The sequence below is a fragment of the Leeuwenhoekiella sp. ZYFB001 genome, assembly GCF_011784865.1.
Classification (GTDB): Bacteria; Bacteroidota; Bacteroidia; order Flavobacteriales; family Flavobacteriaceae; genus Leeuwenhoekiella; species Leeuwenhoekiella palythoae.
In genome coordinates, this window is sequence record NZ_CP050460.1 from 2,186,077 (window position 1) to 2,211,605 (window position 25,529).

Genomic DNA, 25,529 nt, shown 5'->3' on the forward strand with positions numbered 1-25,529 from the left:
AGCACGGTCAAAAGTAGGTTTTTTAACAAGTGACTACTGTTAATAACGTTACAAAACTAGGATAATTATATCTACAGTAGCCTTCTTAAAAAGAACTTCCTTTTAGGAAATTAATCCGCCAATTCAATAGACTCTAAAGCTACTATACAAATGAAATAGTTATTGTACTTTTGACGTTAGCTAATTGTCAAATATTAGAAGCTTTTTTATGTCTACACCGGTATTGCAACTTCAAAACGCCTCGATTTTTCAACGTGAAAGCCTTATTCTTTCTGAAGTGAGCCTCACGATCAATAAAGGCGAGTTTGTGTACCTCATAGGTAAGACCGGAAGCGGTAAAAGTAGTTTTATGAAAACCCTGTATGGTGATCTTCCACTACAGCAAGGTCAAGGAACCATTGTAGACTTTGACCTGACTACTTTAAAAGAAAAGCAAATCCCGTATCTACGCAGAAAGCTTGGCGTTGTTTTTCAAGATTTTAAACTACTGAATGATCGCACTGTAAAAGAGAACCTCAAATTTGTTTTAAAAGCTACCGGCTGGAAAAACCAAAGCGAGATGGACGACAAAATCGATAAGGTGCTGGATAAAGTAGGAATGAAAACCAAAGGTTTTAAATATCCTTACCAGCTTTCCGGTGGTGAGCAACAACGTGTAGCTATCGCGCGCGCACTCTTGAACGACCCGGAGTTGATCCTTGCCGATGAGCCAACCGGAAATCTCGATCCGCAGACTTCTGTTGAAGTAATGGGCGTTTTGCAAGAGATCAACAAAAACGGAAATACGATTTTAATGGCGACGCACGATTATGCATTGCTTTTAAAATACCCTTCCAAAACCCTCAAATGCGACGGCAATAAAATCTTTGAAGTCGTGCAAAAGACGATTTAGCGCCTATGCCCAAGATTGTGTTCTCCATACTTATCTTGTTTTGCCTGACTGCAACAGCACAGCAAAAGTATATGGATTATAACAATCAACTCATTTCAGAGCGTGATCTTGAACAGCATTATAAAGGCAGAAACTATTTTGCTATTGAAACCACCATTCCTAACGTTACCAAACTCATTTTAAGAACGCAGGAAGACACGCTGCAACAAGTTGAAAATCTCTACGCGCATCTTGAAGAAATTACAGGGCAGACTTTAGAGCGTGATAAAATGATTGCTATTATTTATTATCCGGGGCTTGACACTTGCAATGATAGAGGATCGATAAATTTTGGTACAAGAAAATTATGGTACAAAGAAATGGAGCGTAAACTCAATCGTATAGCTGATATTAATACTGTTTACATTTATAAAAACGATGAGGGTTTAAAGAAATGGAGAAAAGCCAATTGGACTGAAGATAAAAATCAAATCATCGAGCGACTGTTTTTTAAATACCATTATCCCTGCGGAAGTTTTACCGTTGTACATCCTTCGGGGCATTATAAGAGCGGCTTGGGTGAATATTCTAAAAGCTGGGTCTGGAAGTTAACCGAAGACCTCGTTCAAGCACATTAAGACTATCGCACTTTCCATTCTCATACCTGTCTATAATGTTGCGCTAAACGATTTGATCAAGCGCTTGATCCCCCAGACCGAAAAATTACAGATCGCTTTTGAGATCTGTATAGCAGATGATGCTTCGACAGCTAGTAAAATTGAAAAAGCAAATCAGCTACTTGTAGCACGGCATAATTGCCGGTATACCCGATTTAATGAAAACCGTGGTAGAACGGCAACGCGGCATTTTCTTGCGGAAAATGCGTTGTACGATAATTTGCTTTTTTTAGACGCAGATGTACTTCCCACAAAACCTGATTTTCTTCAAATCTTTGAACAAAACCTAGACCGTGCGCAAGTGATTTTTGGCGGAATCGCGTATCCCAAAATTTTACCCGATACCGAACGCGCACTCCACTACACTTACGGAAAATCCCGCGAAGGCCGGTCGGTTGCCAAGCGTAAAAAAAAGCCCTACTTATCGCTGGTTAGTCAGCATTTATTGATTGACAAATCGGTTTTTTTGAAATGCAATCCCGCCGAAGAAAACGCCTATGGCTTAGACCCTTATTTCGCTCACCGCCTGGAGCAGCAACAGGTTTCGGTTTTACATATAAACAACCCTACAACGCACTTTGGTTTAGAAACTTCGGCCTCTTATATAATAAAAACGCATCAAGCTTTACAAACCTTGGTGCGTTTAGAAATCGAAGAAAAAATGCCTAGAGACTATCGGCCTTTACAACGTGTAGCCCGGCAGATAGTAAAACGAAATCTTCAGCATAAAATACTGCGTCTCTTTAAAAGGTATGAGCATCATATTCTCAAGAACCTCTGCGGAAACAATCCCAATCTGCGACTTTTTGACCTGTACCGACTTTGCTATTATTTAAAGTTAACTTTGGAAGATGACAGCAATTAGCATCATTATTCCGGTTTTTAACAAGGAAGCTTATCTGGCGGAAACCATTACTTCTGTACTGAAGCAATCCTACACGCATTTTGAACTTATTCTAATTAATGATGGTTCTACCGATGACAGTCTGAAAGTTATGCAGTGCTTTAAAGATGCACGCATTCGCATCATTGATCAAGAAAACCACGGACTATCAAAAACCCGAAATCGCGGAGTAGTGGAAGCCAAAAATAAACTCATCGCGCTTCTTGATGCTGACGACCTTTGGTTGCCCGATCATCTGGAGCACCTTGTAAAACTCTCCGAAAAGTTTCCGGATGCGCAGCTTTTTGCGACAGGTTATCAAGAGCTCTTCAACTCCGGGAAGACTGTAAAACCCAAATTAAATACGACACACAAGCAACCCTATATACTCACTGACTTTTTTACCGAAAGTCTCTATCAACCTTTGGTGATTCCCAGTACACTGGCATTTACTAAAATGAGTTTCACACATCTTGGCGGTTTTAATGAAGCAACGACCTATTCTGAAGATGTAGATTTTTTGATCAGGGCCAATCTTCAGTTTAAAATGGCTTATGATCCTAAAATAACCTGTTATTACCGCACGGGAATCGCCGGTCAAATCAGTAGTTTAAATAAAAGTGATCTGCAAGTCCCAAAGTTTGGCCAACTCTTAAGGGCATATCCCAATCATCATACCTTGCACGTTTATATTCATACTAAACGCTACTTTCTGTGTATTTTCTATAAAACTGAAGGTCGTCTGGATCTGTTTAAAAAACTCAAAGCAAAACTAGACCCATCTATATTGAATAGTAAGCAACGTTTTTTGCTAAATGCGCCGCGCTTCCTGTTGATCAGTATAAGAAAAGTAAAAGCGTTTTTACTTAAAAAAGGAATCAGACTTACTACTTTTTAAAATGAAGAAATTCAGCAAAATCTCGTATATAATCTGCCTCAATAAAAATTTCGCTTGCGAGCACGAGACAAATACCTCCGCTCGAGAAGTTGTCCAATTCGCGCCAATACCCATTTGGAATCAACAAACCTTCATCGGGTTTATTGAGCGTGTAAGTTTGTTTTTTAGTTCCATTGTGAATAAGCACATCAAAACTTCCCGAAAGTGCGATCAAAAACTCGCTCTGCTCCCGGTGTGCGTGACCGCCACGAGAAGCACCACTAGGCACATCATATAAATAGTACACCCGCTTGAACTCAAAAGGCAATATGTCTTTTTCCAGCACCGAAAGATTACCTCTTCGATCTTCTATTTTAGGGAGTTTTATGCGTTCAATCATCATACAGCGCGTTGAGATAGCTTTGCCATTGCGGGGTCACTTGTGTGATGTCAAACTTACGAATACTCTTTTGGCTAGCAGCTTTAAATCGGTTTCTTGTGGGTTCATCAAGCGCCAGCTTGTTCATCGCCTGCCGCAATGCGTCAAAATCCTGATGCGGAACTAGAATCCCATTGGTACCATCAAGAAGTTCACGCGGACCGGTAAGACAATCAGTTGCAATTATGGGAGTTCCGCATGCGAGACTTTCTAAGATCACCCTGGGAAAACCTTCAAAAGCACTGCATAAAACCGTAAAAAGCGCATGGGCAACATACCGTTCGGTATGTTTTACAAAGCCTTTAAAAATAACTTTATCCCTTATATTTAAATCTTCTACAAGTTGCTGGAGCTCTTCAAGCATTTCGCCTTGTCCCAAAATATACAGGTCAATGCCTAGTTTTGGTAGTTCACTTTTTGCATAGGTTGCGATGAGTTTATCAAATTGCTTCACCCCTTTTTGTAACCTTCCACTCGCTAGAATATACGGACGAGTTACATCATTGGGTTCAGGATAATTTCGCTCGTAAGCAGACAACTCAATTGCATTGGGAAGCACCTTAACTTTTTTAAAACCGAAACGTCGCTCAATGGACTGCTTCATAGCTTCGGTAAGCACGCAAAGTTCCGCATTTTTGAAAAGTCGCTTGGCAACGAAGTCGGGCTTCGGAAAATAATATCCCAAATTAGCGCTGCGCACCATAAACACAACTTTAAATCCCGGATACAAATACCGCTGAATGCAATATTCCTTTAACGCATTACGCCGCATTCTAAAGTCGAGAACAATATCAACATTCTGCTCGTGCAGGTATTTTTTAAAACGACGGAACCGTTTTAATTTATTGAAGATGCCGTTGGTTGCATTCTTGTATTTCCCCAGATTATAAAGCTTAGCTGAAAACTCATACCCTATTTTGTCGGTGATCGTGACCAAGTGAATCTCAAAACCAAGATCTGAAAGCATTTGCGTTAACAAAGCAGCCGAACGCTCTGCCCCACCGCCGGCGAGTGATTCAACGAGAACACAAATATTTTGAGGTTTTGATTTCAGAGTTTACGTATCTTTTCGCTTTAAATGTAGCGCATTTATGAGAATTCTTTTAGTAGGAGAATACAGCAATTTACATAACAGTCTGAAGGCCGGATTACTCGCAAATGGGCACGAAGTCACCCTCATAAGTACCGGTGACGCATTTAAAAAATTACCTTCAGATGTCCTGATTAAAGCAAAACGCATAGAAGGCAGTCGTCTTTTGCAAACACTTAGAAAAGGTATTTTTGAATTGACCAAATTTGATCTTGCTACACTAGAAATAGGTTATCGCGTCCTCGATTGGTTGGTTGATCAAACCCGATTTGACGTCATTCAGCTTATTAATGAATATCCTTTTAAAACGCCGTATTTTATTGAAAAACGCATCGTAAAACGCTTGCGACAGCTTACACCAAAGCTCGTTATTTTAGCCTGTGGTGATGATTACATTTACTTGAATAATATCGAGAAACTAGCGCATCACCCTATTTTACAACACCCGGATATCGACTTTCCGTACAGCGAAAAATACTTGACTGCGGCGCATAAGAAGTATCACGAATTTGTATTTAAACTAAAAGATTTGGTCATCAGCACAGACCTGGATTACCACCCTATTTATAAAGGTCGAACAGATTATTATGGTTTGATTCCAAATCCCGTAAATCTGAATAACTTCAGCCGTAACCAGCCAGAAAAGCAAGACCGTATCGTTATTTTTCATGGGGTTAATCGAAGTAATTACTATAAAAAGGGTAATTACTATTTTGACTCGGCTTTGTGCATCATTCGGAAAAAATTCAGCGATCGCATTAAGCTCATTTGTGTTACGAGTCTCCCCTATGCAGAATATATTGGCTCCTACCGTGAGGCCGATATCATCCTTGATCAAACCTATGCCGAAGATCAAGGTTATAATGCGTTGGAGGCGATGGCACAAGGCAAAGTAGTGTTCACCGGCGCCGGAGCTTCGTTTTGTGAGCGTTACCAAGTAGCACCCAACAGTGTTGCGATTCACACCATTCCGGATGCTAAAAAAATCGCTCAAGACTTGGAAGAACTTATTCTAAATCCCCAACGAATTGCTGAAATAGGAACTCGTGCTAAGCGTTTTGTTCAAGAACATCACGACTATTTAAAAGTCGCTGAAAAGTATGTTAGCGCGTGGAATAGTATTAAAAGTGACGACGCAGTTTCTGCTTCATCGGAAGCTCAAAAAAGCGATACGAAAAATAGCAAACCAACAGAATGAGCATAAAACTCAAACTGTAGAATTGCCAATCTGCAAGTGTGATTTCAAAATGGATCACAGCGCGTCGTGCGTATCTCAAAATGAGTTGATGCCAGAGGTAAAATCCAAAACTCAAATTTCCCAAAAAAAGAAACACCGGTTTTGAAAGCAGTTTTGACAACGCACCTTTCTGTTGCGCAAAAACTCCAATCACAGCCAACATCGGCAACCAGTAATACACAGAATATCTTAGTACTTTCGGAAAAAGAGCTGCGGAAGTATAAAAGATCACGAGTAGTACAAGTGACCCAATTTCATACCAGGTAAATCTAGAATCAAATTTTCCGAAGGAGGTTTTCTTTAAAAGCTGATACAGCAACATTCCTAAAGCAAAATCAAAAAGCCGCAGCAACGGATTGATGTAGAAAAACCAGTGTTGCAGTTCCTGTGGAATGATATACATCAAACTTAAAATGAGTATAAAAAATAAGCTAAAAACGCCACAAATGCTTCGATGCGTATATTTTCTGAATCCCCATAACAACACAGGAAACAGCGTATAAAAAAAGAATAAATCTGAAATACTCCATCCCAAACTGTTGAATGCAAAATAATATTCGGCGTTGGGGATAAAGCTTTGCAACATAAACAAATTTGCCACAAACTGAAGCGCCCACTGCACAGCATTACTCGCTAAAAATCCCAAACTTAAAGGAATCGCTGTAAGCAAAGTCAATACATAAAGTGGATATAGTCTGCTCAAGCGCAATTTTAAAAACCGGCTTAAACTGATTTTCTGTTCCGCGAAGCGTTCGGCATACACATAAGACAATATAAAACCACTTAAAGCGTAAAAGAACGCGTGACCTAAAGCATCCTGCAGCACGTTTATATGATGCATAAACACCAAAAAAGCGAAAACAAATCGTAATGAGGCCAGAGATTTTAACAAAACTTACCGAATAAAGCGTTTCGAAAAATAAGCAACAATACCAACAAATACAGCACATAACTTAGCAAATGCCCCATTGCCGCACCCACAAAACCATAATCTTGAATGAAGAAAACACTACTAAAATAAATAATACTCAGCGAGAGCACTTGTGTACCAATAAAAAGCCAGAATTTATTTTTTGCCAGCATTTGGTACGCGATCACCAAACTTGCGACTCTAAAGAAATCACCCGCCAACTGCCAGATAAAAATAGGCTGCATATCTAAGAAAGAAGCGTTGTAAACCAACCGGATAACCCAGGTCTTTATAAAGAAAAGAACGATCAATCCCGCTCCAAATAGTGGCAAAAACGTCTTGTAATACCGAAACACTTCAGCTCTGAATTCCTTTTTTGATGTCGCAGCAGACAGTTTCGGTAAAATGTAAAGCGTAAGTAAGGTAGTGGCAAACATTAAATAATAATCAGACAACCGGAGCATCGCATCCCAATAACCAGCATTGGCTAGTCCGTCAACTGCAATAATCTCTTGGCGAATTGCGATGTACACCCAAGGAGAAACGATTGCAGAAAACAGAGTCATTCCGCCGTAAGAAGCTAATCTTATAAGCATAGAGGCATCAATCTGTTCTTGAAGCAATTCCCTAAAAAGACTTCGGTTTTTAAAAACAGTGCTCAGGGTAATAAGCAAACCAATACCCGCGCTTAGCACCACCGCAAGCATCGCCCCAGAAAGCTGATAGTTGATAATTAATATCGCGGTAAGTGCTACACCGGCCAAATTGGTGATACTGTTGATCAGAATTACTTTTTTGTAATTCCCGATGCCGTTAATGATGTTCAGCATTAAGGCATTGAGTGTAAAAAAAGGCAGCACCAAAGCAAACACCTTGATGATCGTGGTGTAATTTGCTTCAGTATTAAAAACTTGGGTATTGATGACTGAAGCCGTAAAAAAGAGCAAAACACCCAAAAATACCGAAGCTATAAAACCGACTTTCAAAACCGTACTTATCAGTTTTTGTAAACGGGTTTTATCTGTTTTGAATTCGGCGCTGTATTTGATCACACCGTTGCTGATGCCCAATTGTCCAATGCTTTGCACAGAACTCATAAAATTGCGTAAATCGCCCAGCACCGCCATCCCGGAGGCCCCCAAATAAAAAGCGATTAGTTTTGAAGTTATTAGTCCGCAAACCAAGCGCACACCAACACCCACAGCATTGAACGAACTGACTTTAAGCAGTACGTTTTGTGTGATAAGTTGGCGTAAAAATTTAAGCATTATACTGATTTAAAACGCTGATGATTTGAGTCACTTCTTCTGCATCCAAAGTTGGATTTAACGGTATACTCACACAGGTCTGAGCTACCTTTTCGGTTTGTGGAAATTTCAAATGATTATAGGCTTTCAATACTTTTTGCTGATACGGCGGAATGGCATAATGCACTCCAAAACCGACTTCAGATTTTTTTAAATAACTGAGGAAATGATCTCGGTTTTCTACCAGAATGACAAAGAGATGAAAAACGTGCTGCGCTGAAGTATCCCAAAACGGCAAAGTGATTTTCGGATTGGTGATCTCTGCTAGGTAACGTGTTGCGATCGCTCTGCGTTGCAGATTTTCTGCATTCAAGTTTTTCAGTTTTTCACTTAAAAAAGCCGCTTGTAAAGTATCAAGACGCGAATTAAAACCGGCATAACTATTTTCAGCAAAAGAGGTTCTTCCATAATTGCGCAAGCTTTTAATAAGCGTTATCAAAGTTTCGTCATTAGAAGTTACTGCTCCGCCGTCTCCCAATGCACCCAGGTTTTTAGTAGGGTAAAAACTGAACGCTGCCGCATCGCCAAAACTTCCTGCTTTCTTGGTATCCAAAGTAGCTCCGTGCGCTTGAGCCGCATCTTCGATAAACAATAAATTGTGCTTTTGAGCATAAGCCGCAACAACTGTTACCGGGCCTAGTTGTCCATATAAATGCGTGATCAAGATTGCTTTTACAGAAGAATTAGGCTCGGGTAGCTGCTCTAGATCCATATTGAAGGTGGAGGTTTCAATCTCGACAAAAACCGGTCTTAAACCCGCATGCATTACAGCCAGAACAGTTGCGATATACGAATTGGCCGCCAGCAAAACTTCGTCTCCTTCATTCAGTTTCCCTAAGTACTTATAGCCTTCAAAAATCAATTGAAGCGCATCAAGACCATTGCCCGTTCCTATACAATATTCTGTACCACAATAGTTTGCGAACTCATTTTCGAAGCGGGTTACTGCATCGCCAAGAATATAGTCTCCTTTGTGCAGCGTATTTTTAAAAGCAGCAGTGAGCACTTCTTTATAAGGCGCATTGAGTTTCTTTAAATCTAAAAATGGAATCATAGCACAACACGTTCAAGTTTAAAGCTATTCTTCGTCTGCAACCTATAGGTGCGCTGAATTCTGGTGCGTGCGCCAAAGGTTTCTTTCCAAAACTGTAAGCCAGCATTGAGTTTGGTTCCCGCTTGCTCATTTGAAGTACCAAAATCGAAATACCATTTATGGGAAAACCGCTCCTCTATCAACTGCTGAAATAAGAAGTCTAAAGCGCCTTGTTTTTTACCATCAGGAGTTGCTGAAATATATTGCACGTGCGCCACCACTTGCGTTTCAAAAATAGTCGCACCTGCTAAAAGTTGCTGCTGCGCATCTCGCACTTCAAATTGATGAATATTGTATTTGAAACGCTTTGCAAGAGTTGTAATTTCTTCTAAAGAATGTGTGGGTTCGGCGTCGTGCTGTGCTTCGAGATTTGGGATCAGCACTTGATCCCAGAAAGGTTCAAAGTCATTGGTTTTTTGAATGGTGAATCCGGCTTTTACAGCTTGATTCACCGCATTTTTTCGCGAACTATTCAACGGAATACGATTGCGGTAATCGATCACCGCTGCGGTTTCTGCCTTAACGAGTTTAGCTTCCGTGAGAAAAAGAAGGTAGTCCAGTTCGTCTCCCGGCAACTCCTGATAAAATTGCGGTAACATTTTAAGCTCAAACTCTTCGATTCCGCTTTGCGAAAGATAACTGAGGAGTTCTTTAAACAACTCCAAGACTTCTTTCAGTCTAATTTCAGCATCTAAAACGAGTCCGCCATACGTCAAACCTTGATGCGAATAAAGCGTAGCTCCCTCCCGATTTGCAGGTAATACTGCACGCAGTTTTTCCTCCTTAAAAATCAATAAACTGAAATCTTCAAAGCGGTCTTGATGGTATTCTATAAAATCCCGATGAAACAAAAAAGAAGTATTTTTTGATCCTTTATACGTCCCGTTTAAAGAAGCGACAAAACGATCCCAACGTGATTTATATTCCCGGGAATATGGTATGATCTGATACTTTGACAAGGTGAAATTTTAAGGGAAAATACAAAAATAACCTCCGTTTGAAGCAAACAAAAAAGCACCTTATAAAAGGTGCTTTACGTGTATAAAATAGTTTTTACTACTCAGTAACTGTGATGGTATATTTATTTATGGAAGTGATGTAAAAATTAGCATCTCCGTTAGATGCTTTATTGGTCACTTCAAGATAATCTTCTCCTGTAAAATCAACACCGGGAACATATTTAATAGTAAAAGCATCAAGCAAAACCTCGCCGTGTTCCGGTTGAACGCTTACTTCGCGACCACCTTCTATAGGTGCTGAATCACGCTGCGCGACAATCAGTGTATCATTTATCGCAACTTGAAGTGCTGCAGTTGTTGTAGTAACTTCCGTATCATCAGCATTACACGCACTTAGTATTAAAAGACTAGCAAGTACTGCAAAAAAATTAAATTTCATCTGTTTTGGTTTGTTGTTCATAAACTAGATGATAAACTACGTAAAAGGTTGCGTTCTGACACACAATATGCTGTAAAAACAAAAAGCACCTCCAATTACGGAAGTGCTTTTCTATTATCTATTTGTTTACGCTTAGATCGCTTTATTACGCTTGCGCTCGTTTTCAGTAAGCAAAATTTTACGTAAACGTAAGTGATTTGGCGTTACTTCAACGTATTCATCTTTTTGAATATATTCTAATGCTTCTTCTAAACTGAATTTAATAGCAGGAACAATTTTTGCCTTGTCATCTGCACCCGAAGAACGTACGTTAGAAAGTTTTTTGGTTTTTGTGATGTTTACGGTCATATCATCCTGACGTGAGTTTTCACCAATTACCTGACCTTCATAAATATCTTCACCCGGATCAACGAAGAAACGACCACGATCTTGAAGTTTGTCGATAGAATAAGGGATTGCGGTACCTTTTTCCATAGAAACTAGTGAACCATTTAAACGCTCTGGAATACCTCCTTTTAATGGCTGATATTCTTTATAACGGTGTGCCATAATTGCCTCACCAGCGGTTGCTGTCAATAATTGATTACGTAAACCAATGATACCACGCGATGGAATGATAAACTCACAAACCATACGGTCACCTTTAGCTTCCATACTCAACATCTCCCCTTTTCTCAAGGTCACGAATTCAACTGCTTTACCAGAAACATTCTCCGGTAAGTCAATCGTTAATTCTTCAACCGGCTCACATTTAACGCCATCAATCTCTTTAATGATTACCTGTGGCTGACCGATTTGCAATTCGTATCCTTCACGACGCATCGTCTCGATCAAAACAGATAAGTGCAATACCCCACGACCGTAAACCATAAATTTATCGGCGCTGTCTGTCTCCTCAACACGTAATGCAAGGTTTTTCTCTAATTCTTTAGTCAAACGATCTTTGATATGACGTGAAGTCACAAACTTTCCGTCTTTACCGAAGAAAGGCGAATCGTTGATCGTAAACAACATACTCATCGTAGGCTCATCGATCGCGATGGTTTTAAGCGCTTCAGGATTTTCAAAATCTGCAACAGTATCACCAATTTCAAAACCTTCAAGACCTACTAGCGCACAAATATCTCCTGCCTGAACCTCAGCCACTTTAATTCGACCGAGACCTTCAAAAGTGTGTAATTCTTTAATACGTGATTTTTTAATGCTTCCGTCACGCTTTACAAGCGATACTTGCATTCCTTCTTTTAACGTACCACGCTGCAAACGACCAATCGCGATACGACCGGTGAATGAAGAGTAATCTAAAGAAGTGATCAACATTTGCACCGTACCTTCTTCTATTTTTGGCGAAGGAATATGCTCCATTACCATATCAAGAAGCGGCTCAATATTTTCAGTTTGCTTTTGCCAATCTTCGCTCATCCAGTTGTTCTTTGCTGAACCATAAACTGCAGGGAAATCCAGCTGCCACTCTTCTGCACCCAACTCAAACATCAAGTCAAAAACTTTCTCGTGCACTTCGTCTGGTGTACAGTTTTCTTTATCAACTTTGTTGATCACCACACAAGGCTTCAAGCCTAAGTCAATCGCTTTTTGAAGTACAAAACGCGTTTGCGGCATAGGACCTTCAAAGGCATCTACAAGTAGTAAAACCCCGTCTGCCATATTTAAAACACGCTCTACCTCACCACCAAAGTCGGCGTGACCAGGAGTATCAATGATATTGATCTTAGTATCCTTATAGGTTACAGAAACGTTTTTTGAAGTAATGGTAATACCACGTTCACGCTCAAGATCATTGTTATCAAGAATGAGGTCACCGGTGTTTTCGTTTTCACGAAACAACTGGCAATGGTACATAATTTTGTCTACCAAAGTAGTCTTACCGTGGTCAACGTGCGCGATAATCGCAATGTTTTTAATATCCATAGAGGCCTTATTTTAAGGGCGCAAATATAGTGGTAATTAATGGATTATAAGCGACTTATTCCTATAATGTTTTGAGGTCCTAAAAAAGCTTCAAAAAAGTGCTAATATTTTGATTCTCAAGGTTAAAATACAACCATTTTTTAATGCTGACTTAACTTGTTTTATCCCTTTAATCTTCAAGCACTACTTCTCACTTGTAAAAGAGACCTGCCGAAATGCATTTTCAACAAAAACATAATCTTCTACAAAGCCGTATCTTTGCCGCTTAAATTTATACTGATGAAACTTTCAAATATTCCCAAAATAAAACACACTGACGGTAATAACTTTTTTCTGCTTGCAGGGCCTTGCGCAATAGAAGGTGAAGAGATGGCACTTCGCATCGCTGAAGAGATCGTGAGCATTACCGATAAACTGAAAATTCCTTACGTATTTAAAGGAAGTTTTAAAAAAGCTAATCGTAGCCGAATTGACAGCTTTACCGGAATTGGCGATGAAAAAGCACTGAAGATCTTACGCAAAGTTTCAGAGACTTTTGATGTTCCTACCGTAACGGATATTCATGTAAATGAGGACGCCGCAATGGCCGCAGAATATGTAGATGTGCTTCAAATCCCGGCATTCTTAGTACGTCAAACTGATTTGGTAGTCGCAGCTGCAGAAACCGGAAAAGTAGTCAACTTAAAGAAAGGACAATTTATGAGTCCGGAGGCGATGAAACACGCTGTAACCAAAGTGACCGATACCGGCAATGAAAATGTGTGGATCACAGACCGCGGAACGATGTTTGGCTATCAAGATCTCATTGTTGATTTTAGAGGAATTCCTACTATGAAAAGTTATGCTCCCACCGTGCTTGACGTTACGCACAGTTTGCAACAACCTAACCAAAGCAGCGGCGTAACCGGCGGTCGCCCGGAGTTAATCGGTACAATGGCCAAAGCGGGTATCGCTACCGGAGTTGACGGTTTGTTTATCGAGACGCATTTTGATCCTAAAAACGCAAAAAGTGATGGTGCTAATATGCTTGACCTAAGTTTATTGGAAGGCCTGTTGACCAAGCTCGTTGCGATACGCCAAGTAGTGATCGACTAAAAAGTTTCGGTTTTAACATAATTCATATTTAATAATTAAAAGGTTCTCAAAAGCGCTGCTTTTGTAGAACCTTTATTTTTTCGGTCCTATTTTGCTAAATTCTAAAGATCCAAGGCCTTTCGGCATTAGGTATCGAAAATTAAAAATTCAGAGCATCAGCAGTAAACTAAATTCTTAGTACATTTAAGTACAATCAAAAGACATTATTATGAAACACTTACGCCTTTCGGCAATTTTGGCCTTTACTGCTTTAAGCCTTTTTTCTTGTTCAGACGAACCTAAAGAAACTCCGCTTAGCATTGGTAATCTTGAACTTTCTGAAACTAAACCTTCACCGGGTGATAGTTTAAAAGTTTCCTATACTTTAAAAGATTCTTTAGCCCCTGAAGCTTTTTACGTGTATACCGTAAAATCTTATGCATATCCTGTAGATCTGAATTTGATTAAGGATGGTGAGCGTTTTACCGATGCTATCAAAATTCCGGATTCTGCCGATGGTTTGATCTTTCACTTTAAGAATGGGGAAGAATATGAAGCCAATGACGAAAAGGGATATACGGTTAATCTTTATGATGCTGAGGGTGAAATGCTTCCCTCCTCAAAAGTGGCTATAGCTCATTACATCTCCGGCAGAGGAAGTTATTACGGAATCAAAACGGAATCTGATTCAACCTTAGCAGCTTACACTCAAGCTTTGGAAAATGACGCTGCTAGCAGTGAAGACTGGCTGCTGCCACAAATCTATTTAATGAGCCGTTCTGATGCTGAACAAGCAAATACGCTAGCTCAAAAAACTATTGATTCGTATTCTGGAAAAACACTTACCGAAAAGGATTATACAACCCTTTTTAGACTGGCTCAATTTAAAAAAGATCAACCGGCTCAGGATTCGTTATTAGCTATTTTAAAAACAGAATATCCTAAAAACACTTGGGTGCTCAACAATTATGTTACTCAAATGCGTCAGGCAAAAAGTGTAGATGAACAGTTAGAAATTCTAGATGATTTTAATGAAAACTCCGGAGCCGATGGGACTCAGAAAGACTTTTTATATCGTACGATTGCGACCACATTTTTAGAAAATGGGAATATTGAAGCGTATAAAGAGTATATGGATAAGGCTTCTGATGATATGTCTAAGGCTTCCATCTTGAATAATCTAGCTTGGGAACGTGCCGAAAATGGTGAGGAATTAGAAGTTGCGGAAACTATGTCAAAACAATCTCTAGACATCATCGATGCCCAAAAATCAGATAAACCTGATTATTATACTGCAAAGCAGTTTGAAAAGAGCTTAGCTTCTACTAAAGCGATGTATTCTGACACCTACGGCCTGATTTTATTCAAACAAGGAAAGATTAAAGAAGCGATCGCTGCGCAGGAAGTAGCCGTTGCTGACCGCGCAACCGCAGACGTGACTGAGCGCTACTTACAATTCTTGACTGCTGATGAGCAATATGATAAAGTGGTGGAAAAAGCTACAGATTACATTAAAGATGGCAATGGAACTACTGCTACAAAAGAATATTTGAAGACCGCGTATACAGCCACAGAGCAAGAAGAAGATTTTGAAAGCTATTTGAGCGGACTCGAAAAAATTGCGCACGATAATGCTTTAGCCGAATTGAAAAAAGAAATGATTGATGAAGAAGCACCAACCTTTAACCTGAAGAATTTAAATGGTGAAGAAATCGCACTGGCTGATCTTAAAGGTAAAACCGTGGTACTTGACTTCTGGGCAACCTGGTGTGGACCGTGTAAGATCTCATTCCCGGGAATGCAAAAAGCAGTGACTAAATATGCTGATAACGATCAGGTTGAATTCTTATTTATCGATACTTGGGAAAGTACCAGTGGCGAGGCTCGTGAAAAAGGAGTTTCTGATTTTATCGCTTCTAATGCATACACCTTTAACGTGCTTATGGATACGCCTAAAGAAGAAGGAAGCCGGGAATATGATGTGGTTTCTGCTTATGAAGTTGATGGAATTCCTACGAAATTTGTGCTAGGCCCAGATGGAAAAATCAAGTTTAAAGCCGTAGGATTTGACGGCAATACAGACGGTCTCGTTGAAGAACTTGATATGATGATCGCACTAGCTAGTGGGCAGTAAGCGACAACTTATATAATTACTTCCTCAGCTATAATTACCTCTGAGTCCAAATCCTAAACTACCAATAAACCCCGGTACAAAAGCTATTTGCACCGGGGTTTCCATTTTAAAAATATTTGATCCACGTAGCGCTACTCGCTTTTTTGTATGCTGAAAACCACTTGGTAGGCCAGTAAAGTAAAAAGGCTAATACAGCAGCGATCGCCCAAACCATCCAGACGTGATCAACGCCTAGATAATCGCCTTTATTTGTACCAAAAAATTGTACTCCTACAGCATAAATAAGTAACAACACATACAAATGCACTATGTAAAAAAACATAGGTACCGAACCAAAGGTTTTTAGCACAAGCATCCAGCGATGCTCAAAACGCTCAAATACATAAAGCAGTAAAGCCCCTACTCCTAACGTAAGAAGAATAAAATCTAACGAAGGTGGGTATTTAGTATAGTTGAGAAAAGAACTTACAGTTTCTAATACAGTTTGCTGCTGCTCCCAAGGGAGTGTTTCACCATAAATATTAAAACCTCTTAGAAAAAGCAGCAAGATCAAGCTCAAAACTCCCACACCTAAAAGCCACTTATAGCGTTGCTGTACCTGTAGTGCGGCATCATAAACGGGTCCGGCGAAATAACCCAAAGCGATCACACCGATCCACGGTAATAAAGGATATGAAATTTTTACCGGTATCAACGCATCTTGAATCAAATAGCCACGGTCATGTAAAATTGTCCAAATAGGATACATCCATTCTTCTGGCGTGAAGCTAATGGGTGTCAATGCGTTGTGACCAAAAACAATTAGTAAACCTAAAACTGCTAGGAGATAACGCGGCATTTTAACAAGGAGTGCTAAAGCAATCATACTTAAGCCTATCGCCCACATCACCTGTAAATACAAAGCTTGGTAGCTGCCAAACCAAGAAAAATTGATGAGCGTAACTTCTAGTAGAATTAAAAACAGACCGCGTTTAAAAAGAAACCCACTTGCAGAGCGTTGTGATTTTTGACGCGGATGCGCATACAACCACGCGGATAATCCGGTTAGAAATACAAAAATGGGAGCGCAAAAATGCGCAGTCAATCTCGTAAAGAATAACGAAGTACTTGTCGCATCAATTTGCATAGGATCGGTCACTTGCTCGTGCAGAAAAAAACGTTCTCTGGTATGATCTACCAGCATCAGGAGAATTACCAAACCTCGTAGTATGTCTATTGCGTGTATACGTTTGCTTTTGGCGTTTAAAGCCTTTTCAGGGGTCATAACTCAATTTTAGGTAGCGCAAAACTACCGTAAAAATCAGGCTTAGCCTTTGACAAATGTCACGAAGTCTTTGTTAAAAATGTTTCGGTAGTATGTGTGGCGCTGGCTGTATTTAGCGTAGCTTTTTAGCTTGTTCTAAGAAGGAAATCACCACTTCAGCATCAATTGCTTCGGTGGTATCAAAACGCAGCGAGCGTAATCTTTTTCTCCCCTCACCGGCGATCAAATGCTTTTCAGGGTCGATCAATTCGTTTCCATAGATAAAACTCAGGTCCACAAAACGCTTTCTAAAATTCAGAAAACAGAACATTTTTCCATTCAAATAATAAAATGGCAAATGCCATTTATACAGCAGTTCTGCCTCGGGCACCGTATGTTCTACAAGTAACTGCAATTGCAGTAAAATACTTTTAAAAGGTTCTGGTTTAGAAAGAATATAATGCGCTGCCGGATTCATACCATCTGGATTTTAAAACTTGTGAAAACCTTAAAAAAATCTTTCAAAAACATTAAAAAACTATTAATTAGGTGATTTTGGACGGTCTTTTCTAAAATTTCCGTCTATTTTTCCAATTCTACAAAAATCCCTAATCCAATTGTGAATGATTAAAAACTACATCTATTCAAGTCTGCTGTGCACTTTTATGTTTCCGTTTTTGAGTTTTGGTCAAAATAAAGATAAACCAAAACTAGAACTGGGAGGTGCATTACGCTTTAATTATATCTACTCTTCTTGGAAGGAAGAACAAAAAACAAAAGGTGGCGAACTGGGTTACGATATGTTCCGCATAAACGCTAAAGCTTCTTATAAAAAGGTTTTTCTCAATGCCGAATACCGCTTGTATTCTGATGCTTTTGGTGGCGGCTTCCTGAAACAAGGTTGGGTGGGCTATAAATTCTCTGAAAAAGATGAAGTACACGCCGGTCTGGTTTATGTGCCTTTTGGGATCAAGCAGTACAATTCACACAACTGGTTTTTCAACATTACCTATTACGCAGGTCTCGAGGATGATCACGATATGGGTTTAAAATATGTGCATACCGGAGCAAACTGGGACTACGCCGTTGCGTTTCTTAAAAATGCCGAAGAGCTCAATTTTGGTGGTGATGTAGAAAACAGTTCTAGCAGGTACTCGTATGATATCGTAGGCAGAAATAAAGAGACCAATCAGTTTAACCTGAAACTTGTGCGCAAACTAGGTAATGCCGCTAAACATCGCATTGGATTTTCTGGTCAATACGGAAGTTTGTATAATTTAGATACTGACACTAACGGAAATCACTATGCGCTGGCGCTGCACTATGAGGTAGATTACAATTCGTGGAATCTTAAAACCGAAGCGATTACCGTAGCGCATAATCCTGAGAACGAAACAGGGCAATCTAATGCCATTGTACAAATGGGAGCCTACGGAACACCTTATGAGGTAGCAGCCGATTTTAATATGTACACCGCGGCGCTTTCAAAAACCTTTAAGGTCAATTGGGGACCTATCTCACAGCTTGAAGTTTATAACGACTTTGGGTATATGCAGAAAAAAGAACAAGAGTTTACAGACTCTTTTCAAAATGTGACCGGCGTTTTAGTTACCGCAGGTCAGGTGTACACCTACATTGATTATGCTGCCGGCTACAATCACTCTTGGTTGGGCGGAAACTTTATCGATGATTTTTCTACCGGAAATCCCGATGCGAAATGGGAAGCCCGTTTTAATATAAATATTGGATACTACTTTTAACCGAATCATTTTATGGCAAAAAAAATTACGCGAAGCGACGAAAAGAAATCAATTTTTGGACTCGAAGTCAACGGACCAGTGTTTTTTACTTCGGCTATTTTTATCATCATAAGTATTGCATTGACGCTTATTTATGAGAAGAAAGCCGAAAAAATATTTGCAGACATCCAGCACGCAGTTGCTGAAAAAGCCGACTGGTTTTTTATTCTAACCATTAATTTGTTCCTCATTTTTCTGGTCTATCTGGCTTTAGGAAAATACGGTAAACTCAGAATTGGTGGGCAAAAGGCAAAACCAGAATTTAAGACGATGTCATGGTTTGCGATGCTCTTTAGCGCAGGGATGGGGATTGGCCTGTTATTCTTTGGCGTTGCAGAACCTGTAAAACATTTAATGAGTCCGCCTACGGCTGAACCCAACACAGTCGCAGCAGCTCAAGAAGCGATGAATTTCACCTTTTTACATTGGGGTTTTCACGCTTGGGCTGTGTATGCGCTGGTAGGTCTTGCCCTCTCCTACTTCACGTATTCCCGCGGCTTGCCATTAACCATCCGGTCTATCTTTTACCCATTTTTAGGCGATAAAATCCACGGAAAAATAGGCGATGCTATTGATGTTTTTGCGGTACTCGCTACGCTTTTTGGCTTAGCCACAAGTTTAGGTTTTGGAGTGCAGCAGATCGCGAGCGGACTCAACCACGTTTTTGGTCTCCCTGACGGAATACTTACGCAAGTGCTTTTAATTGCCGGTATCACATTGGTTGCCACCACATCTGTAGTTCTTGGTGTTGATAAAGGGGTACGTATTCTGAGTGAATGGAATATGCGCGTAGCAGTAGTTTTATTACTTCTCGCGCTAATCTTAGGGCCCACGCTCTTTATTTTTAGATCTTTTGTGGAAAACACCGGAAGCTATCTCTTTAATTTCTTGAAGATCTCTACCTGGAGTGAAACCTTTAGCGGAACCTCTTGGCAAAACGACTGGACCGTTTTTTATTGGGGCTGGTGGATTGGCTGGTCACCTTTTGTGGGGATGTTTATCGCACGTATTTCTAAAGGAAGAACTATACGTGAATTCATTCTCGGCGTTTTGCTAGTTCCTTCGTTAGTGACCTTCTTCTGGATGTCGTCTTTTGGTAGTGTTGCGATTCAGCAAGCTTTAGGCGGTGATATGACAATTGTTTCGGCGGTGAAAGATGATATCGCAACCGCGCTTTTTGTATTCTTTGAAGATTACCCGCTGTCGATGATCATAAACATTGTAGCTGTTATTCTTATCGCAGGATTCTTCATCACCTCATCAGACTCCGGATCGCTGGTAGTTGACAGTTTAACTTCAGGCGGAAAAATTGAAGCTCCGGTAGGGCAACGCATTTTTTGGGCCGTAACCGAAGGTACCGTAGCCGCCGTGCTTCTAATTGGCGGCGGACTCGAAGCCTTACAAACAGCTACTATTGTGACCGGCTTGCCTTTCGCCATTATTCTTCTCATAATGTGCTACTCCTTATACAAAGGCTTGCGAGAAGATCTTCAGAAACTGGAAAAGAAAAAATCTGAAAAACAAATGGATGATTATGAAGAAGTCGTTAAAGAGATTGTTGCACGCAGAAATAAAACCGAATAATTATGGATCGTATTAAGAACATTCTGGTCGCTCTAGACCTTTCAGCACTAGACAATCACCTTATTGAATACAGTGCGTTTTTAGCCGAAAAACTTAACGCAGAGCACGTCTATTTCGTTCATAATATCAAGAAATATGAAATCTCAGCCCTTTTTGAAGAAGAGTTGAGCAAACTTAATCTTGACCAACTCATCGGTGATGAGCTGAATGATAAAATTGAAGAACGCTTTACCGGCAGTATGAGCTGGGAAGTGTTGATCTCTGAAGATTCTAACACAGAATCGCTTATTCATTATATCGTTAATAAATACCAGATAGACCTGACTATTGTGGGCAATAAACCGGCAAAAGAAGGAACGGGCGTCGTCACCTCAAAACTGCTTCGCTTGTTAAAATGCAGCATTCTGAGTGTTCCTGAAGCGGCGCCACTGACTTTAGATAAATTGTGGGTAGGTACTGATTTCTCCAATCCTTCTAAAAAGTCGTTTACATTTGCTGAAAATTTACGTCACCAACCGTCTACACAACTAAGTGCTGTGCACATCTACCACGTACCGATGCAGTTTTCGCCTTACGTGAGCAGTGAGGATGCGGTAAAAAAGATTGAAAAGCACCTTGAGCAGAAGTCTACTAAATTCTTTAAAAAGTCTACCTCCCCTGCTCCAGACCATAGTCAGTTGCTTTTTGCAAAAGATAAAAGTGTTGGAGATAAATTTCAAATAGAGCTTCAAAAGCAAAAACCAGATTTGCTGATTCTATCTGATAAAGGCAGTAATAATATCTCGTCACTACTCATTGGCAGTCTAACCGAAGAACTGTTTGACGAACACCTCAGCTGTCCGCTTCTGGTGGTAAAATAGACTTTGATTTTAGAGAAACCCCGCTCAATAAATGGTTTTGCAACTCCAAAAAACCTCTTGAATCCAAGAGGTTTTTTATTGCGTAATCTGAAAAAATACATTTACTTTGCATTTCAAAGTACTTTATATGAAAGATCGTGACTATTTAAATGATATCTCTGAGATCAAAACGATGATGAGCCGTTCTTCTCGTTTTATGTCGCTAAGCGGTCTCTCAGGAATCCTCGCCGGAATCTATGCTCTGGTGGCAGCAATCTATGCCCATTTTAGAATTGCTGAAGTAAGTGCGTATACCGCGAACTCCAATGCGGGCAAAGCCATCGGTCGGTTTTTACTGAGTTATGATGCGATTGGTGACCTTATGCTGGCAGCACTGCTTACGCTGGCCTTAGCCCTTTTGACAGGAGCTTTTCTCACAATTAAAAAAGCAAAAAAACGCAACGAGCAGTTATGGAATCCGGTTTCTAAGCGATTGTTGTTTAATTTTGCTGTTCCACTAGTGGCAGGTGGTTTATTCTCCTTAGTATTGTTGCAATATGAATTTATAGGTTTGGTTGCTCCTACTACACTCATTTTTTACGGTCTCGCGCTACTAAATGCCAGTAAATTTACCGTAGGAGACATTAAATATCTGGGATTAGCCAATCTATTGATCGGTCTAGTGGCCACGCAGTTTATAGGTTTCGGTATTTACTTTTGGGCGCTTGGCTTCGGAATTTTTCATATCATTTACGGAATCATACTTTACAACAAATACGATAAGTAAACGAAACAGACGCCTTTTGATTTAAATCAATTCAATTTTTAAAGAAGCGCTTCAGCCTTGAAAAATATCATTCAACATATTAATAAAGCTTTTGATCATCGGGTGCGATTAGGCATCATGAGCATTCTAATGGTGAATGAATATGCCGATTTTAATATGTTGAAAGAATTGCTGGGTGCTACTGACGGTAACATCGCCAGCCATACTAAGGCGCTAGAAAAAGAAGCATATATCAAAGTCGAAAAATCATTCATTAACCGAAAACCCAATACACGCTACAGTACGACAGCTGCAGGCCGCGAGGCATTTTCAAAACATATAGAAGCTTTAGAAAAATTAATCAATCCCTAACCTTTTTTATTTATCAATCAACTTTGAATTTCAAAGTACTTTAATCAAAAGTTATGCAACATCAGGAAACACCTTCAAACAAAATTGTTCAGTGGATCAAAACTTCGATCACAGCCCGTATGGCGATGGTTGGATTTCTAACTTTAGTCCTTATCATTCCGCTTGTATTTGTACAAGAATTGATACAAGAGCGCGCCCGACGTCAACAAGAGGTCATCGCTGAGATCAATGACAAATGGGGCGAAGAACTCCTGGTGTATGGGCCTATTCTTAAAATTCCGTATAAATCCTATACCGAAAAAGCGATTAAAAACACCGAGACACAAACCCTCACTACCGAAACCGTTACCCAAACCAATTACGCCTATTTCTTTCCAGAAACCTTAGACATTAAGAGTGCTGTGAATCCTGAAGTACGTAACCGCAGTATTTATAAAACTACTGTGTTTAGTGCCACTGCCGCTCTTAAAGGTACTTTTAGTATGCCTGATTTTACAGAAGCCGGTGTGCAACCGGAAGATATTGAGTGGGAGAACGCCCGAATCATTCTTAAAACTTCGAACCTAAAAGGTGTTTTAGAAGCCGTAAAAATTAAGATGGGAACTAGTGCCTATGATTTTGTTTCGCAATATGATAGTGCTGCTGCGCATACAACGCTTGATGAAGTTCCGCTGCATTTGGTGCAAAGTGCTTTTCTCAAAACAAAAGATGTTCCGCAAGAAGGAAAAATTCCGTTTCAAATGGACTTAAAAATTAACGGAAGCGAGCAAATTCGCTTTGTTCCCATAGGAAAAAGTACCTCAGCAACAATAACTTCTACTTGGAAAACAGCCAGTTTCATAGGCGATTTTTTACCCCATAACACTGATAAATTTACGGCAGAAGGTTTTAATGCTAAATGGAATGTTCTAGACATCAATAGACCTTTTTCGCAACAGTTTTTCAATACGCTGCCCAATCTTACCGCTTATGCTTTTGGTGTGAATTTTATGATCCCTGTTGATCATTATCAAAAAAGTGAGCGTACGGCCAAGTATGGTTTTCTGGTCATTGGCTTGACCTTTCTGATCTTCTTTATGATTCAAACCTTGAGTAAAATAGGTATTCACCCATTTCAGTATTTAATGATCGGGATCGCGCTGGTTCTCTTTTATACCTTACTTATTGCCCTGACCGAACACAGTAATTTCCTCACCGCCTACCTTATTTCGGGAAGTATGGTGATCGTGCTCATTTCGCTTTACACCTATAGTATTCTAAAACATTTAAAATTTGCACTGTTTATCGCGTCAGCGCTGACGCTACTTTATGGTTTTATCTATGTGATCATTCAACTTGAACAATATGCACTGTTAGTAGGCAGTCTAGGACTGTTTACCATTCTTGCTCTGGTGATGTTTACCTCCAGAAAAATTGATTGGAATTCCTAATTTAGAGCAAACCTGGGCGCAGCGGCTCCTACCGGAAGTTGCTGCGCTTACTAATTACGCGGAAGTATGAAAAGCTATTTTACCCGTTTTTACATTCACGTGCGCCGAAACTTTTGGCACGCGCTGTTCTATTTGTTTTGCAGATGTACTTTGGCATTAGGCTTTATTCTCGCCGGTTACGTTAAGATCATTGACGAGCGTTTTGCAAGCGGACTTTCAATAAAACATCCTATGGGCGCGTACTTGGAAGCCTTGCACCATACCGGCTTTTACTATCCGTTTATTGGAGTTATTCAGATTATAGCGGGAATACTGTTAATCATTCCACGTACCGTACTTTTAGGCGGGTTGCTCTACTTCCCCATCATCCTCAATATTTGGGTGTTGTCGTGGGCGGTACGTTTTGAAGGGTCGTTGTTTACTTCAACTTTAATGGTCTTGGCGAACTTGTACATTCTGCTATACAATTACGAGCGCTTAAAATTTATTTTGCCTTTTCAGTCCAAAACACTGCGCTATACCCCGCCACTTGATGTACGTGAAATTTCTGAACATAGCAGGCTTGCTTCAGAACAACCGCTACAATTCACTCCCGGAATTGCTGCTTTTAAAAATCCGGTGATCAGTAAAAAATTCCCGTTCCTTTTTGCGGGAATAGTACTGTTGATCGCCATTTTGACACTGCTAAGCACTAACCGAATCTATGAAATTATGCCGCGCAATTCGTACAATGATTGCATAACACGCCTCCCGGAAGCGCTCGAAAAAAATGCAGCAAGCTTTGACTTTTGCAACTGCATTCACAATCAAGGTAAACCGCTAAAAGCCTGTATTACCGAATTTGATCAAAACAAAAACAACGGAAACCCTCCTGTTTCTTCTCCTTAAATAACTCTTATGAAAGACTTTATTATTACTAAATACGATACGCTCAAATACCTTTTTGGTGCCTTACTGCTTTGTCTTTGCCTGCTGGTTTTTCGTATTAAAGCAACACATGATTTCTTTGGCCTCTTTTTGATATGGAATCTATTCCTTGCTTTTGTTCCGTTAGGGATCACGTGGTATATGCAGCATAAGAGATCACACATCAACTCAGTTATAAAATATGCTTTACTTGTGCTTTGGCTGCTTTTTCTTCCGAACGCACCGTATGTGATTACCGACGTAATTCATTTGTCTTACAGTCCGTTAAATTGGTTTATTTATGACGGAATCACCATTGCTGCATTTGCGCTTTTAAGTCTGTATTTTGGCTTTCAATCTTTGATAGAAGTGCGTAAACTTTTTAAACCCGAAATAGCTGAAGCTAGACTGAACATTTTCACCATAGGCGTTTTGATCTTATGCGGTTTCGGGATTTATCTGGGGCGGGTGGTTCGTTTCAACTCTTGGGATCTGATCACCAATCCGCTGGATCTTTTCAGCACCATGGGTCACTATCTTATCAATCCTATTGAAAACAAATCTGTATGGCTATTCACTCTAGGGTTTGGAATATTTTTAAACTTCAGTTTTTTCCTATTTAAAATGTGGCAACAAAATGGGCTACTAACCAAATCGTATACCTCTTGAAC

The 25,529-nt window shown here is 40.0% G+C and carries 25 protein-coding genes; 15 read left to right on the forward strand and 10 right to left on the reverse strand.

Going from position 1 to position 25,529, the window contains the following annotated elements; translation table 11 throughout:
• The first annotated feature begins 208 nt into the window (after positions 1-208).
• Genes HCN54_RS09510 through HCN54_RS09525 form a run of 4 tightly spaced genes read left to right on the forward strand, consistent with a single transcriptional unit; the run spans position 209 to position 3,329 of the window.
• On the forward strand, positions 209-892 hold the full coding sequence (locus HCN54_RS09510) for a cell division ATP-binding protein FtsE (RefSeq protein ID WP_072979934.1): 684 nt from the start codon (positions 209-211) through the stop codon (positions 890-892).
• A 5-nt stretch (positions 893-897) separates the two neighbouring features.
• Positions 898-1,509, forward strand: a complete 612-nt coding sequence (locus tag HCN54_RS09515; protein WP_167597590.1) for a hypothetical protein — start codon at positions 898-900, stop codon at positions 1,507-1,509.
• Positions 1,510-1,531: 22 nt separating this feature from the next.
• Entirely contained in the window at positions 1,532-2,413 is an 882-nt protein-coding gene (locus HCN54_RS09520) for a glycosyltransferase (RefSeq protein WP_410503584.1), read from the forward strand.
• Positions 2,400-3,329 carry a glycosyltransferase family 2 protein gene (locus HCN54_RS09525; RefSeq protein WP_167597592.1) on the forward strand — a complete coding sequence of 310 codons (930 nt, stop codon included), beginning with the start codon at positions 2,400-2,402 and terminating at the stop codon, positions 3,327-3,329. The genes HCN54_RS09520 and HCN54_RS09525 overlap by 14 nt, the downstream gene beginning before the upstream one ends.
• On the opposite strand, the gene HCN54_RS09530 is transcribed toward HCN54_RS09525, so the two are convergent.
• Together HCN54_RS09530 and HCN54_RS09535 are read right to left on the reverse strand one after the other, a co-directional pair.
• Positions 3,319-3,711: a sugar 3,4-ketoisomerase gene (locus HCN54_RS09530; RefSeq protein WP_167597593.1), complete on the reverse strand. Its 393-nt coding sequence runs from the start codon at positions 3,709-3,711 to the stop codon at positions 3,319-3,321. The genes HCN54_RS09525 and HCN54_RS09530 overlap by 11 nt on opposite strands.
• The gene (locus tag HCN54_RS09535; RefSeq protein ID WP_410503585.1) at positions 3,701-4,801 is read right to left on the reverse strand and encodes a glycosyltransferase; all 1,101 of its coding nucleotides are present in this window, start codon (positions 4,799-4,801) and stop codon (positions 3,701-3,703) included. The genes HCN54_RS09530 and HCN54_RS09535 overlap by 11 nt, the downstream gene beginning before the upstream one ends.
• Positions 4,802-4,838: 37 nt before the next feature.
• Between HCN54_RS09535 and HCN54_RS09540 the strand changes: the two genes are divergently transcribed.
• Positions 4,839-6,035 (forward strand): glycosyltransferase, encoded by a 1,197-nt coding sequence (locus HCN54_RS09540; RefSeq protein ID WP_167597595.1) that lies wholly within the window; start codon positions 4,839-4,841, stop codon positions 6,033-6,035.
• Here HCN54_RS09540 and HCN54_RS09545 read toward each other — a convergent pair.
• The 6 genes from HCN54_RS09545 to typA form a co-directional block, all read right to left on the reverse strand.
• Complete coding sequence (locus tag HCN54_RS09545) at positions 5,959-6,915, reverse strand: acyltransferase family protein (protein WP_167597596.1); 957 nt, start codon at positions 6,913-6,915, stop codon at positions 5,959-5,961. The two genes, HCN54_RS09540 and HCN54_RS09545, sit on opposite strands and share 77 nt — an antisense overlap.
• Positions 6,916-6,959: 44 nt before the next feature.
• Entirely contained in the window at positions 6,960-8,252 is a 1,293-nt protein-coding gene (locus tag HCN54_RS09550) for an O-antigen translocase (protein ID WP_167597597.1), read from the reverse strand.
• On the reverse strand, positions 8,245-9,345 hold the full coding sequence (locus tag HCN54_RS09555) for a DegT/DnrJ/EryC1/StrS family aminotransferase (RefSeq protein ID WP_167597598.1): 1,101 nt from the start codon (positions 9,343-9,345) through the stop codon (positions 8,245-8,247). The genes HCN54_RS09550 and HCN54_RS09555 overlap by 8 nt, the downstream gene beginning before the upstream one ends.
• Positions 9,342-10,343, reverse strand: a complete 1,002-nt coding sequence (locus HCN54_RS09560; RefSeq protein WP_167597599.1) for a GNAT family N-acetyltransferase — start codon at positions 10,341-10,343, stop codon at positions 9,342-9,344. The genes HCN54_RS09555 and HCN54_RS09560 overlap by 4 nt, the downstream gene beginning before the upstream one ends.
• Before the next feature lie 97 nt (positions 10,344-10,440).
• A complete protein-coding gene (locus HCN54_RS09565) occupies positions 10,441-10,782 on the reverse strand; it encodes a hypothetical protein (protein WP_167597600.1) in 342 nt (113 codons plus the stop codon).
• A 132-nt stretch (positions 10,783-10,914) separates the two neighbouring features.
• Positions 10,915-12,711 (reverse strand): translational GTPase TypA, encoded by a 1,797-nt coding sequence (gene typA, locus HCN54_RS09570; RefSeq protein WP_167597601.1) that lies wholly within the window; start codon positions 12,709-12,711, stop codon positions 10,915-10,917.
• Between the two features lie 279 nt (positions 12,712-12,990).
• Between typA and kdsA the strand changes: the two genes are divergently transcribed.
• Together kdsA and HCN54_RS09580 are read left to right on the forward strand one after the other, a co-directional pair.
• Complete coding sequence (kdsA, locus tag HCN54_RS09575) at positions 12,991-13,806, forward strand: 3-deoxy-8-phosphooctulonate synthase (RefSeq protein WP_167597602.1); 816 nt, start codon at positions 12,991-12,993, stop codon at positions 13,804-13,806.
• Between the two features lie 208 nt (positions 13,807-14,014).
• Positions 14,015-15,919, forward strand: coding sequence for a TlpA family protein disulfide reductase (locus HCN54_RS09580; protein ID WP_167597603.1), 1,905 nt, complete (start codon positions 14,015-14,017; stop codon positions 15,917-15,919).
• Positions 15,920-16,025: 106 nt separating this feature from the next.
• Here HCN54_RS09580 and HCN54_RS09585 read toward each other — a convergent pair whose 3' ends face one another.
• On the reverse strand, positions 16,026-17,183 hold the full coding sequence (locus HCN54_RS09585; RefSeq protein ID WP_167597604.1) for a DUF1624 domain-containing protein: 1,158 nt from the start codon (positions 17,181-17,183) through the stop codon (positions 16,026-16,028).
• A gap of 112 nt (positions 17,184-17,295) precedes the next feature.
• Positions 17,296-17,640, reverse strand: a complete 345-nt coding sequence (locus HCN54_RS09590) for a DUF1801 domain-containing protein (RefSeq protein WP_167597605.1) — start codon at positions 17,638-17,640, stop codon at positions 17,296-17,298.
• A 145-nt stretch (positions 17,641-17,785) separates the two neighbouring features.
• Between HCN54_RS09590 and HCN54_RS09595 the strand changes: the two genes are divergently transcribed.
• The 8 genes from HCN54_RS09595 (at position 17,786) to HCN54_RS09630 (ending at position 25,527) form a co-directional block, all read left to right on the forward strand.
• The gene (locus HCN54_RS09595; RefSeq protein WP_240924847.1) at positions 17,786-18,922 is read left to right on the forward strand and encodes a hypothetical protein; all 1,137 of its coding nucleotides are present in this window, start codon (positions 17,786-17,788) and stop codon (positions 18,920-18,922) included.
• A gap of 12 nt (positions 18,923-18,934) precedes the next feature.
• Entirely contained in the window at positions 18,935-20,545 is a 1,611-nt protein-coding gene (locus tag HCN54_RS09600; protein WP_072979966.1) for a BCCT family transporter, read from the forward strand.
• Between the two features lie 2 nt (positions 20,546-20,547).
• Positions 20,548-21,405: a universal stress protein gene (locus HCN54_RS09605; RefSeq protein ID WP_167597606.1), complete on the forward strand. Its 858-nt coding sequence runs from the start codon at positions 20,548-20,550 to the stop codon at positions 21,403-21,405.
• A 127-nt stretch (positions 21,406-21,532) separates the two neighbouring features.
• Positions 21,533-22,171, forward strand: coding sequence for a hypothetical protein (locus HCN54_RS09610; protein ID WP_167597607.1), 639 nt, complete (start codon positions 21,533-21,535; stop codon positions 22,169-22,171).
• Positions 22,172-22,228: 57 nt separating this feature from the next.
• On the forward strand, positions 22,229-22,522 hold the full coding sequence (locus HCN54_RS09615) for a winged helix-turn-helix domain-containing protein (RefSeq protein WP_167597608.1): 294 nt from the start codon (positions 22,229-22,231) through the stop codon (positions 22,520-22,522).
• A gap of 53 nt (positions 22,523-22,575) precedes the next feature.
• The gene (gene creD, locus HCN54_RS09620) at positions 22,576-23,952 is read left to right on the forward strand and encodes a cell envelope integrity protein CreD (protein WP_167597609.1); all 1,377 of its coding nucleotides are present in this window, start codon (positions 22,576-22,578) and stop codon (positions 23,950-23,952) included.
• 66 nt (positions 23,953-24,018) lie between these two features.
• Entirely contained in the window at positions 24,019-24,840 is an 822-nt protein-coding gene (locus HCN54_RS09625) for a DoxX family protein (RefSeq protein WP_167597610.1), read from the forward strand.
• Between the two features lie 9 nt (positions 24,841-24,849).
• Complete coding sequence (locus tag HCN54_RS09630; RefSeq protein ID WP_167597611.1) at positions 24,850-25,527, forward strand: DUF1361 domain-containing protein; 678 nt, start codon at positions 24,850-24,852, stop codon at positions 25,525-25,527.
• Positions 25,528-25,529: the final 2 nt, after the last annotated feature.